General features: G+C 71.7%; 8 protein-coding genes and 1 pseudogene. 1 reads left to right on the top strand and 8 read right to left on the bottom strand.

Annotated features, from left to right (window positions below; genetic code table 11):
- Positions 1-258: 258 nt before the first annotated feature.
- Positions 259-1,899, bottom strand: a complete 1,641-nt coding sequence (gene pruA / locus AOK18_RS03855; protein WP_055574489.1) for an L-glutamate gamma-semialdehyde dehydrogenase — start codon at positions 1,897-1,899, stop codon at positions 259-261.
- An 83-nt stretch (positions 1,900-1,982) separates the two neighbouring features.
- Positions 1,983-2,909, bottom strand: a complete 927-nt coding sequence (locus tag AOK18_RS03850) for a proline dehydrogenase family protein (RefSeq protein ID WP_055574488.1) — start codon at positions 2,907-2,909, stop codon at positions 1,983-1,985.
- Between the two features lie 160 nt (positions 2,910-3,069).
- Between AOK18_RS03850 and AOK18_RS03845 the strand changes: the two genes are divergently transcribed.
- Positions 3,070-4,314 carry a PucR family transcriptional regulator gene (locus AOK18_RS03845; RefSeq protein ID WP_420865575.1) on the top strand — a complete coding sequence of 415 codons (1,245 nt, stop codon included), beginning with the start codon at positions 3,070-3,072 and terminating at the stop codon, positions 4,312-4,314.
- 719 nt (positions 4,315-5,033) lie between these two features.
- Here AOK18_RS03845 and serA read toward each other — a convergent pair.
- The 6 genes and pseudogenes from serA to AOK18_RS33905 all read right to left on the bottom strand — a co-directional run.
- Entirely contained in the window at positions 5,034-6,623 is a 1,590-nt protein-coding gene (gene serA, locus AOK18_RS03835; RefSeq protein WP_055571562.1) for a phosphoglycerate dehydrogenase, read from the bottom strand.
- 360 nt (positions 6,624-6,983) lie between these two features.
- Positions 6,984-7,982: a ketol-acid reductoisomerase gene (ilvC, locus tag AOK18_RS03830; protein ID WP_055693334.1), complete on the bottom strand. Its 999-nt coding sequence runs from the start codon at positions 7,980-7,982 to the stop codon at positions 6,984-6,986.
- Between the two features lie 118 nt (positions 7,983-8,100).
- Positions 8,101-8,625 (bottom strand): acetolactate synthase small subunit, encoded by a 525-nt coding sequence (ilvN, locus tag AOK18_RS03825; RefSeq protein ID WP_030216544.1) that lies wholly within the window; start codon positions 8,623-8,625, stop codon positions 8,101-8,103.
- A gap of 28 nt (positions 8,626-8,653) precedes the next feature.
- Positions 8,654-10,501: an acetolactate synthase large subunit gene (locus AOK18_RS03820; RefSeq protein ID WP_055693333.1), complete on the bottom strand. Its 1,848-nt coding sequence runs from the start codon at positions 10,499-10,501 to the stop codon at positions 8,654-8,656.
- A 228-nt stretch (positions 10,502-10,729) separates the two neighbouring features.
- A pseudogene (locus AOK18_RS03815) lies at positions 10,730-12,066 on the bottom strand (putative bifunctional diguanylate cyclase/phosphodiesterase); the annotation flags it as partial.
- Between the two features lie 2 nt (positions 12,067-12,068).
- A partial coding sequence (locus AOK18_RS33905) for a hypothetical protein (RefSeq protein ID WP_420865574.1) occupies positions 12,069-12,287 on the bottom strand: 219 nt, incomplete at both ends.

The raw sequence follows: 12,287 nt of genomic DNA, 5'->3' as shown, positions 1-12,287 counted from the left end.
CAGGGGTTGCCTGCACGGGGCCCGGCTCGCTACCGCCGTTCGCTTGATCGAGCGAGACGTTCGGCTCCTACAAAAATAAGGGGGCCCGGCGCATCTGTCTGCACAATTACTCGGACTTCCTACTATCTGAGACGGTGAACCCGTCTCCACCGCCGCGACCTGCGGGAACGCCGGACGGGCCAGGTCGTGACGACCTGGCCCGTCCGGCGGGGCAGCGGCAGCGGCAGCGGTACGGAGGGGGTCCCGGTGCCGGGGGTGTCAGCCCATGTGCGGGTACGTGTAGTCGGTCGGCGGGACCAGCGTCTCCTTGATGGCGCGGGTCAGGGTCCAGCGCATCAGGTTCTGCGGGGCGCCGGCCTTGTCGTTGGTGCCGGAGGCGCGGCCGCCGCCGAAGGGCTGCTGGCCGACGACGGCGCCGGTCGACTTGTCGTTGATGTAGAAGTTGCCCGCCGCGTAGCGCAGCTTCTCCATCGTGTACGCGGCCGCCGCGCGGTCGCCCGAGATGACCGAGCCGGTCAGCGCGTAGTCGGAGACCGACTCCATCTGGGTCAGCATCGTGTCGTACGCGTCGGCCGCGCGGTCGTCGTACACGTGCACGGCGAGGAACGGGCCGAAGTACTCGGTGCGGAAGACCTCGTTCTCCGGGTCGGAGCACTCGACGACGGTCGGGCGGACGAAGTAGCCGACCGAGTCGTCGTAGGAGCCGCCCGCGACGATCGTGCAGGACGGGTCCTCCTGGGCACGGTCGATGGCGGCCTTGTTCTTGGCGAAGGACCGCTCGTCGATGACAGCGCCCATGAAGTTCGACAGGTCGGTGACGTCGCCCATGGTGAGGCCGTCGACCTCGGCGGCGAACTCCTCCTTGAAACCGTCGTTCCAGATCGACGCCGGGATGTAGGCGCGCGAGGTGGCGGAGCACTTCTGGCCCTGGTACTCGAAGGCGCCGCGGGTCAGGGCGGTCTTCAGCACGGCGCGGTCGGCGCTCGGGTGGGCGACCAGGAAGTCCTTGCCGCCGGTCTCGCCGACCAGGCGCGGGTAGGTGCGGTACTTCTCGATGTTGTTGCCGACCGTCTTCCACAGGTGCTGGAAGGTCCTGGTCGAGCCGGTGAAGTGGATGCCGGCCAGGTCCCGGTGCTCCAGGGCGACCTCGGAGACCTCGATGCCGTCGCCGGTGACGAGGTTGATCACGCCCTTGGGCAGGCCCGCCTCCTCCAGCAGCCGCATCAGCAGCACGGCGGCGTGGGTCTGCGTCGGGGACGGCTTCCAGAGCACCACGTTGCCCATCAGGGCCGGGGCGGTGGGCAGGTTGGCCGCGATCGCGCTGAAGTTGAAGGGCGTGATCGCGTAGACGAAGCCCTCCAGCGGGCGGTGGTCCATGCGGTTCCACACGCCCGGCGAGTTGGCCGGGGGCTGCTCGGCGAGGATGCCGCGCGCGTAGTGGACGTTGAAGCGCCAGAAGTCGATCAGTTCGCAGGGGCTGTCGATCTCGGCCTGCTGCGCGGTCTTGGACTGGCCCAGCATGGTGGAGGCGGCGATGGTCTCGCGCCAGGGGCCGGACAGCAGTTCGGCGGCGCGCAGGATGATCGCGGCGCGGTCGTCGAAGGACATCGCGCGCCAGGCCGGGGCCGCGGCGAGGGCGGCGTCGATCGCGTCCTGGGCGTCCTGCCGGGTGGCGTTGGCGTAGGTGCCCAGGCGCGCCTTGTGGTTGTGCGGCTGCACGACGTCGAAGCGCTCGCCGCCGCCCATCCGCTTCTCGCCGCCGATGGTGCAGGGCAGGTCGACCGGGTTGTCGGCCAGTTCCTTGAGCTTGGCCTCCAGCCGGGCGCGTTCGGGCGAGCCGGGGGCGTAGCCCTGCACCGGCTCGTTGACGGGCGTGGGGACCTGGGTCACAGCGTCCATGGTTTCCGTACTCCTTGAGTTGAGCTGCGGCTGCTTGAGCTGGGGTGCCCGGGCCGCTGGGGCCGGGCGGCGGGTGCTCGGGCTCAGCCCTTGCTGACCATCGAGCGCAGGAAGAAGCGCAGGTTCGCCGGCTTCTCCGCCAGACGGCGCATGAAGTAGCCGTACCAGTCGGTGCCGTAGGCCGTGTAGACGCGCATGCGGTGCCCTTCGGCGGCCAGGCGCAGGTGCTCGTCGCCGCGGATGCCGTAGAGCATCTGGAACTCGTACTCGTCGGGCTTGCGGCCGGCGGCGCGGGCCAGTTCCTGGGTGATGGAGATCAGACGCGGGTCGTGGGACCCGATCATCGGATACCCCTCGCCCTCCATCAGCGTCCGCAGGATGCGCACGTACGCCTTGTCGATCTCGTGCTTGTCCTGGTGGGCGACCTCGGCGGGCTCCTTGTAGGCGCCCTTCACCAACCGTACGCGACTGCCGTTCGCGGCGAGGCGGCGCGCGTCCCGCTCCGTGCGGAAGAGGTAGGCCTGGATGACGCAGCCGGTCTGCGGGAAGTCCTTCCGCAGGTCGTCGTGGATGGCGAACATCGAGTCGAGGGTGGTGTGGTCCTCGGCGTCGAGGGTGACCGTGGTGCCGATGGCGGCGGCGGCCTCGACGACCGGGCGGACGTTGGCGAGCGCGAGTTCGTGACCGCCGGGGAGCGCCTGGCCGAACATGGAGAGCTTCACCGACATCTCGGCGCGGGTGCCGAGCTCCAGCGGGCCGAGGCGGCCGATCAGCTCCAGGTAGGCGTCGCGCGCGGCGGTGGCCTGCTCGGGGGTGGTGATGTCCTCGCCGACGACGTCCATCGTCAGTTCCAGGCCGTTGCCGGTGAGCTCGTCGATGACGGGCAGGATCTCGTCCACGGTCTCACCGGGGATGAAGCGGTCGACGACCTGCTTGGTCACCGGGGCCGCCGAGACGAGGCGACGCATCCGGTCACTGCGTGAGGCGGCGAGAATCACGGGACCCAGCACGGGGCACCTCCACAAGCTGCGAAACGGCCGCCACCCGGTGTTCCGGGTACGGCACGGAGAACCACCGTGAAACCTAGGGATTCCTTCGAGCGTGGACCATCGACAGCTGTCACGCATCCGTGCCGCCGATCTCAGACAGTTGTATGAAGGCCGCGCGGTTCTGCGGGACAATGCGGGGGTGACGTCGGAACACAGGAGCGACTACCAGGAACTGGTGGACGAGATCTCGGAGCTGCTGGGCGCCCCGGCGACCCTGGAGAACCGCGACTTCGAGCTGATCGCGTTCGGGGCGTACGACAGCGAGGGCGAGCTCGATCCGTCCGCGCTGGACCCGGTGCGCACCCGCTCGATCCTGACCCGCCGCTCGACGGCCGCCGTCCGCACCTGGTTCGAGGGTTTCGGCATCACGCGCGCGACCGGTCCGGTGCGCATCCCGCGCACCCCGGAGGCGGGGGTGCACCGCGGACGCGTCTGCCTCCCGGTACGCCATCGGGGTGTCGTCCTCGGTTACGTCTGGCTGCTCGACTACGATCCGGGCCCCTCCGAGGAGCAGCTGGCGGCGGCGATGGGGGTGACCACCCGGATCGGGGCGCTGCTCGCCGACGAGGCGCAGCACGGTGCCGATCTGACCCGCGAGCTGCGGGCGGTGCTCGGGGCGGAGCGCGACGGGCAGCGCGATCTGGCGGTCGCCGAGCTCCGCGCCGCCCTCGGCGGCCGCGCCGACGGCCCGTACACGCTGGTGTGCGTGGCCCCGTGGCCCTCCGCCGATCCCGAGGACGCCCCGTCGGTGCGCACGGTGCCGGGCGCCGCGGCCCTGTGCACCCTGCCGTGGGGGTCCGCGGACGTGTCCCTGGCCCTGCTGGTGCGGCTGCGCGCCTCGGACGCGCCGGCCCCGGCGACGACGGCCGCCGGCCGGCTCCTGGAGCGGGCCCGCCCGCGCGGTGCCGGACCCCGGCCCGCCGTCACCGGCCCGGCCGCGACTCCTCCGGCGGCTGCCCCCGCCGCCGGGATCGCCACGCCCCGCTCCGGTCTCGCCGGTCTGGGCGCCGCCTGGGGCGAGGCGTCCGCGGCGGCGCGCGCGGCCCTGGCCGAGCCCCGGCTGGGCCCGGTCGCCCACTGGTCGTCGATCGGCCCCTACCGGCTGCTGACCGCGCTGCCCCGCCGGGCCGCCCCCGACCCCGCCGTCGGCCCGCTGCTCCTTCCGGCGCACCGGGAACTCGCCCGTACCGCCGAGACCTACCTCGACCACGCGGGCCAGGCCGGCCGCACGGCCGCCGAGCTGGGCATCCACCGCCAGACCCTGTACTACCGCCTGTCCCGGATCGGGCAGGTCACGGGCCTCGACCTGGACGACGGCGAGGACCGGCTGCTGCTGCACATGGCCCTGAAGGCGCGCCGGCTGTGACCGGCCCGAGGACCGTCACCGCCGGTCGGCGGCCCCGATCACCCGGCGGAGCCCCGCGGTGAGCCGGCCGGCGGCGGGCGCGCCCATGTGGTGACGGCGGGCTTCGTCACCGCCGCCCGCGGTTTCGTACCGCTGATGCTCGTGGACACGGACGCACTGGTGCTGGTGCTGGCCGGCTGCGGTGTCCTCGCCTCGGGGGTCACCATGGTGGTGTCCCGGATCACGGATCTCGCGCTGGGCGCCGCCCCGGTGGAGCGTGCGGGCTCGGCCTCCTCCCTGAGGGAGACGGGCGCGGAGTTCGGCGGCGCACTGGGCACGGCGGTCCTCGGCTCCATCGGGACCGCCGTCCACCGCCACGGCGTCCCGGACACGGCTCCGGCCGCGGCCCGCGAGACGCTGGGCGGCGCGCCGGCCGCGGCCGGCCGGCTGCCGGGGCGCGCGGGGGACGCCCTGGCCGCGGCGGCCCGGGCGGCGTTCGCCCAGGGCATGCAGGCCGCGGCGATCGCGGCGGCGGGCGTCCTCGCGGCGGGGGCGGTGCCGGCGGCCGTGACGCTGCGGGGAGTCCCCGTACGGGAGGGGCCGCCGCGGCACAGGCCGAGGAAGCGGCCGTCTGAGCGGGACGACGCGAAAGGCGCCGGGCGACCGCACGGCCGGTGCGGTCGCCCGGCGCCTTTCGGGCCGGACGGGACCCGGGGGCGAGGCCCCCGGGGACGGCGGTCTCAGACGAGTTCCACCGAGCGGGCCGAGGTGGCGCCGATCTCCGCCGCGACCTCGGCGAGCACCGCGGGGGGCACCGTGTCGTCGACCGTCAGGACGGCGAGGGCCTCGCCGCCGGCCGCGGCCCGCGCGACCTGCATGCCGGCGATGTTGATGCCGGCCTCGCCGAAGACCCGGCCCACGGTGCCGACGACACCCGGCCGGTCCTCGTAGCGCAGGACGGCCATGTGGTCCGCGAGCGCGAGGTCCACGTCGTAGTCGCCGACCGCGACGATCTTCTGGACGTTCTTGTGGCCGGCCAGCGTGCCGGAGACCGCGATCTCCTCGCCGTCGGCCAGGGTGCCGCGCACCGTGACGACGTTGCGGTGGTCGGCGGACTCGGAGCTGGTGGTCAGCCGGACCTCGACACCCCGCTCCTGCGCGAACAGCGGCGCGTTCACGTAGGAGACCGTCTCGTCGACGACGTCCTCGAAGACGCCCTTGAGCGCGGAGAGCTCCAGCACCTTCACGTCGTGCTGGGTGATCTCGCCGTACACCTCGACGTCGAGGCGGACCGCGACCTCGCCGGCCAGCGCGGTGAAGATCCGACCGAGGCGCTCGGCGAGCGGCAGGCCCGGCTTGACGTCCTCGGCGATGACCCCGCCCTGCACGTTCACCGCGTCCGGGACCAGCTCGCCGGCGAGCGCGAGGCGCACCGAGCGGGCGACGGCGATGCCGGCCTTCTCCTGCGCCTCGTCGGTGGACGCGCCGAGGTGCGGGGTGCACACGACCTGGTCGAACTCGAAGAGCGGCGAGTCCGTGCAGGGCTCCTTCGCGTACACGTCCAGGCCGGCGCCGGCGACCCGGCCCTCCTTGAGCGCCGCGTACAGCGCCTGCTCGTCGACGATGCCGCCGCGCGCGGCGTTGATGACACGCACGCCCGGCTTGACCTTGCGCAGCGCCTCGTCGCCGATCAGGCCGAGCGTCTCGGGGGTCTTGGGCAGGTGGACGGTGATGAAGTCGGAGACCTCGAGCAGCTCGTCCAGCGTCAGCACCTTGACGCCCATCTGCGCGGCCCGGGCGGGCTGCACGTAGGGGTCGTAGGCGACGACCTTCATGCCGAAGGCGGACATGCGCTGCGCGACGAGGGCGCCGATCCGTCCCAGGCCCACGACGCCGAGGGTCTTCTCGGCGAGCTCGACGCCCGTGTACTTGCTGCGCTTCCACTCGTGGTTCTTCAGCGCGGCGTTGGCCTGCGGGATGTTGCGCGCGGTGGCGATGATCAGCCCGCACGCGAGTTCCGCGGCGGTCACGATGTTCGAGGTGGGCGCGTTGACCACCATCACGCCGGCCTTGGTGGCGGCGGAGACGTCGACGTTGTCCAGGCCGACGCCGGCCCGCGCGACGACCTTGAGCTTCTTCGCGGTGGCGATGGCCTCGGCGTCGACCTTGGTGGCCGAGCGGATCAGGATCGCGTCCACGTCGGCGAGGGCGGGCAGCAGCTCCGCCCGGTCCGCGCCGTTGCAGTGGCGGATCTCGAAGTCCGGGCCGAGCGCGTCCACGGTCGCGGGCGACAGCTCTTCGGCGATGAGTACGACAGGTTTCGAGCTCACGTGGGTCCTCACATGTCCAATGCGGACGGCCGTCCCGACGGCCGCATGCGGTGGAGGGGAGCGGCGCCGGGGTGTGCCTGCAATTCCTCGGTGTCGCTGTAGCCGCGTGGAAGACGCACGACGCTGTGGGCCTGACGCGTATGGTGCAGCAGTGTAGTGGCGCCGGGACGTCGTCCTGCGTCACCGCGGAAGGATCATCCGTAAGTGGCCGGAGCGGCCTGCCGACGGAAGACCCCGCCCCTGTGGCGGTGGTGGAGCGGCGGCGGAGCGGGGGTTCGGGAGCGGGCCCCGGCGGGGCCCGCCCGAAGGGCTCCGCGGCGGCGCCGGCTCAGCGCGCGGCACCGCCCCGGAGCGCTCGGCTCACGCCTCTTCGTCGACCCAGCTCATGAGCTTGCGCAGCTCCTTGCCGGTGGTCTCCAGCAGGTGCTCGCTGTCCTGCTTCTTGTACTCGTTGTACTTCTTCAGCCCGCCGTGGTACTCGTCCATCCACTGCTGGGCGAAGGTGCCGTCCTGGATCTCGGCGAGGACCTTCTTCATCTCGGCCTTGGTCGCGTCGGTGATGATCCGCGGGCCGGTGACGTAGTCGCCCCACTCGGCGGTCTCGGAGATCGACCAGCGCATCTTCTCCAGGCCGCCCTCGTACATGAGGTCGACGATCAGCTTCAGCTCGTGCAGGCACTCGAAGTAGGCGATCTCGGGCTGGTAGCCCGCCTCGGTCAGCGTCTCGAAGCCCGCCTTGACCAGTGCCGCGGTGCCACCGCAGAGGACGGCCTGCTCACCGAACAGGTCGGTCTCCGTCTCCTCGCTGAAGGTCGTCTTGATGACGCCCGCGCGGGTGCCGCCGATGCCCTTGGAGTACGACAGGGCGAGCGCGAAGGCGTTGCCGGAGGCGTCCTGCTCGACGGCGGCGATACAGGGAACGCCGCGGCCCTCCTCGTACTGGCGGCGCACCAGGTGGCCCGGGCCCTTCGGGGCGACCATGCAGACGTCGACGCCGGCCGGGGGCTTGATGAAGCCGTAGCGGATGTTCAGGCCGTGACCGAAGAACAGGGCGTCGCCGTCCTTCAGGTTGTCCTTGATGTGCTCCTCGTAGACCTGGGCCTGGATCGGGTCCGGGACCAGGATCATGATGACGTCGGCCTCGGCGGCGGCCTCGGAGGGGCTCACCACGCGCAGGCCCTGCTCCTCGGCCTTGGCCTTGGACTTGGAGCCCTCGTGCAGACCGACGCGCACGTCGACACCGGAGTCGCGCAGCGACAGGGCGTGGGCGTGGCCCTGGCTGCCGTAACCGATGACCGCGACCTTGCGGCCCTGGATGATGGACAGGTCGGCGTCGGCGTCGTAGAACAGCTCGGCCACTTTGGGTTCTCTCCTTGTGTGCAGGTGTCGCGTCCCACCGTATGACGGCGGGGGGAGGGGAGGTTTCGGAGTCTCGGGATACGGGCGGCCGGTGTGTCGCGGCCGCCCGTTCCCCGTCTTACGCGGACCGGTCGAGCGCGCGGAGCGAACGGTCGGTGATCGAACGCGCGCCACGGCCGATCGCGATCGTGCCGGACTGGACCAGTTCCTTGATGCCGAACGGTTCCAGCATCTTCAGCATGGCGGACAGCTTGTCGCTGCTGCCGGTGGCCTCGATGGTCACGGCCTCCGGGGAGACGTCCACGGTCTTGGCGCGGAACAGCTGGACGATCTCGACGATCTGGGAGCGCGTCTCGTTGTCGGCGCGCACCTTCACCAGGACGAGTTCGCGCTGGACGGCCTGCCCGGGTTCGAGCTCGACGATCTTCAACACGTTGACGAGCTTGTTGAGCTGCTTGGTCACCTGCTCCAGCGGGAACTCCTCGACGCTCACCACGATGGTGATGCGGGAGATGTCCGGGTGCTCGGTGACGCCCACGGCGAGCGAGTCGATGTTGAAGCCGCGGCGGGAGAACAGCGCGGCGATCCTGGCCAGGATGCCGGGGGTGTTCTCCACCAGGACGGAGAGCGTGTGCTTGGACATGTCGTGTTTCCTCTTCGCTCTTCCCGGCTCAGTCGTCTTCGTTGTCGCCGAAGTCGGGGCGGACGTCGCGGGCGGCCATGACCTCGTCGTTGGAGGTGCCGGCGGCGACCATCGGCCACACCATGGCGTCCTCGTGGACGATGAAGTCCACGACGACCGGGCGGTCGTTGACGGAGTTCGCCTCCTCGATGACCTTGTCGAGGTCCGCCGGGTCCTCGCAGCGGATCGCGTAGCAGCCCATGGCCTCCGCCAGCTTGACGAAGTCGGGCACGCGGGTGCCGGCGCTCTTCTCGGCGGGGTCCGCGCCGGGGCCGGAGTGCAGCACGGTGTTGGAGTAGCGCTGGTTGTAGAACAGGGTCTGCCACTGGCGGACCATCCCGAGGGCGCCGTTGTTGATGATGGCGACCTTGATCGGGATGTTGTTCAGGGCGCAGGTGGTGAGTTCCTGGTTGGTCATCTGGAAGCAGCCGTCGCCGTCGATCGCCCAGACGGTCCGGTCGGGCCGCCCGGCCTTGGCGCCCATGGCCGCCGGGACGGCGTAGCCCATGGTTCCGGCACCGCCGGAGTTCAGCCAGGTGGCGGGCTTCTCGTACTGGACGAAGTGCGCGGCCCACATCTGGTGCTGGCCGACGCCGGCGGCGAAGATCGTGTCCTCGGGCGCCAGCTGTCCGATGCGCTCGATGACCTGCTGCGGGGAGAGCGAGCCGTCCTCGGGCAGGTCGTAGCCCAGGGGGTAGGTGTCGCGCCAGCGGCTCAGGTCCCTCCACCAGGCGGTGTGGTCGCCCCGGTGGCCCTCGGCGTGCTCCTTGCGGACGGCCTGGACGAGGTCGGTGAGGACCTCGCGGGCGTCGCCGACGATCGGCACGTCGGCGGCCCGGTTCTTGCCGATCTCGGCCGGGTCGATGTCGGCGTGGACGATCTTCGCGTGGGGGGCGAAGCTGTCCAGCCTGCCGGTGACGCGGTCGTCGAAACGGGCTCCGAGGGCGACGATCAGGTCGGCCTTCTGCAGCGCGGTGACGGCGGTGACCGAACCGTGCATGCCCGGCATTCCCACGTGCAGCGGGTGGCTGTCGGGGAACGCTCCGAGTCCCATCAGGGTGGTGGTGACGGGGGCCTCGGTGAGTTCCGCCAGGATCCTCAGCTCCGCGGTGGCGCGGGCCTTGATGACACCGCCGCCGACGTAGAGGACCGGCCGCTTCGCGGAGGTGAGGAGCTTGGCGGCCTCGCGGATCTGCTTGGCGTGCGGCTTGGTGACGGGCCGGTAGCCGGGCAGGTCCATGGTGGGCGGCCAGGAGAAGATGGTCCGCGCCTGGAGCGCGTCCTTGGCGATGTCCACGAGCACCGGGCCGGGGCGGCCGGTGGCGGCGATGTGGAAGGCCTGCGCGATCACCCGCGGGATGTCCTCGGCCTTGGTGACCAGGAAGTTGTGCTTGGTGATCGGCATGGTGATGCCGACGATGTCCGCTTCCTGGAAGGCGTCCGTGCCGATCGCCTTGGAGGCGACCTGCCCGGTGATCGCGACCAGCGGCACGGAGTCCATGTGCGCGTCGGCGATCGGGGTGACCAGGTTGGTGGCGCCGGGGCCCGAGGTGGCCATGCAGACGCCGACCCTGCCGGTGGCCTGCGCGTACCCGGTGGCCGCGTGGCCCGCGCCCTGCTCGTGCCGCACCAGGACGTGGCGCACCCGGACGGAGTCCATCAGCGGGTCGTAGGCGGGAAGGATCGCACCGCCGGGAATGCCGAATACCGTGTCGGCGCCGACCTCCTCGAGCGAGCGGATGAGGGACTGCGCGCCCGTGACGCTCTCGGGGGCGGACTGCTGTCCTCCGGATCGGGGCCGCGGCTGCGGGTGGGCCCCGGTGGCCTGCTCGGTCATCGGCTTCTCTTCTCGATGCTGAGGGTTTTCGCGAGGTTCGCGTGGTGTGCGTGGACGGTGCGAGAGGTGCTGGTGCAACAAAAAACCCCTCGTGCCATGAGGCAAGCGAGGGGAGCGCGTCGGGCGGGGGCGTTGAGCGGGCGATGCTCAGCGTCAGCCGACGCGCTGGCCAAGTACGAGAATTCGGGTGCGCATGGCATTGACCCTCCCCCCGGCGCGCACCGACTGTCAAGTGGGTGGGACGGGAGTCTCATCATGTGAGCGCAGGACCACGCCGTTCCGGAGCATCGAGGCCATCCCCGACGCGTACCCGCCGGGGCTGTTGGAGACTCCTGGAGCACCGCCCGCGTACACGGGTTCGGCCGGTCCGTCGGGCACCGGGTAGCGGCCGGCGCGCAGTGCCCTGCGCAGCCGGTACTCGTCCAGCGGTGCGGAGAAGGCCATGCCCTGCCCGTGCGTGCACCCCATCGCGCGCAGGGCGACGACCTGCTCGGGCAGGTCCACCCCTTCGGCCACGGACTGCATGCCCAGGTCGCCGGCGATCCGCAGCAGTCCACCGGTGATCTTGTGCAGCCGCGCGGACTCGACCACGCCCTCGACCAGGGTGCGGTCGAGTTTCAGTACGTCGACGGGGAGCCGGCGCAGGGCGGTGATCGCCGCGCAGCCGTTGCCGAAGCCGTCCAGCGCGATCCGGACGCCGACCCGCTTGAGGGCGGTCAGCCGGCGCTCCAGCTCGTCCAGGCAGACCCGCGCGTCGGCCTCGGCCACCTCGACGACCAGCGAGCCGGAGGGCAGCCCGTACCGGGTGAGCAGGGCCTCGATCGAGCCGAGCGGCAGTGACCGGTCCAGCAGCCGGCGCGCACCGATCCGGACCGCCACGGGTACCGCCGCTCCCGTCGCCTGCCGTTCGGCGGCCTGCTCGACGGCCTCCTCGAGGAGCCAGCGGCCCAGCTCGGCCGTCTTCTCGCTGTCCTCGGCGACCCGCAGGAACTCCGCGGGGGTGAAGAGCACGCCCTGTGAGGAACGCCAGCGCGCCTGGGCGCAGACCGAGGTGATCCTGCCGTCCTGGAGGGACACCACCGGCTGGTGCAGCAGCGCGAACTCGCCGTCGTGCAGCGCGGCGCGCAGCCGGGTGGCGAGTTCCGCCCTGCGGGCGACGTCCTGCTGCATCTGCGGCCGGTACAGCTCCACCCGGCCCTTGCCGGCCGCCTTGGCCCGGTACATGGCGAGGTCCGCGTTGCGCAGCAGCTCACCGGCGCCGAGGGCCGGTTCGGCGAAGGCGACGCCGATGGAGGCGTTGACCCGGACATCGTTGCCGTCGATGAGGTAGGGCTGGGAAAGGGTCACCCTGAGGCGGTCGGCGAGTTCCAGGATGTGCCGCTCGCGGGCCTCCCGGTCGCGGGTGCCGTCGCCCACGATCAGGGCGGCGAACTCGTCGCCGCCCAGCCGGGAGGCGGTGTCGCCCTTGCGGACCGCGTCCCGCAGTCTGCGGGCGGCGTGGATCAGCAGTTCGTCGCCCGCCTGGTGGCCGATGGTGTCGTTGACGGCCTTGAAGCCGTCGAGGTNNCGGCGCCGCGGTCGGAGGCCCGGCGTCCGGACAGGGCCTGCTGGACGCGCCGGGTGAACAGGGCGCGGTTGGGCAGGTCGGTGAGCGGGTCGTGCTCGGCGTTGTGCTGGAGCTGTGCCTGGAGCCGTACGCGCTCGGTGACGTCCCGGCTGTTGAAGATGAGGCCGCCGTGGTGCCGGTTGACGGTGGACTCCACGTTCAGCCAGCCTCCCCCGCTCC

The sequence above is a fragment of the Streptomyces prasinopilosus genome (assembly GCF_001419695.1).
GTDB classification, from domain to species: domain Bacteria; phylum Actinomycetota; class Actinomycetes; order Streptomycetales; family Streptomycetaceae; genus Streptomyces; species Streptomyces prasinopilosus.
This window is presented reverse-complemented; position numbering and strand designations above follow the sequence as displayed.

Coding starts and splice junctions, on each gene's coding strand:
- pruA (WP_055574489.1), bottom strand. CDS start 1,899: ATGGACGCTGTGACCCAGGTCCCCACGCCCGTCAACGAGCCGGTGCAG.
- ilvN (WP_030216544.1), bottom strand. CDS start 8,625: ATGTCCAAGCACACGCTCTCCGTCCTGGTGGAGAACACCCCCGGCATC.
- AOK18_RS03820 (WP_055693333.1), bottom strand. CDS start 10,501: ATGACCGAGCAGGCCACCGGGGCCCACCCGCAGCCGCGGCCCCGATCC.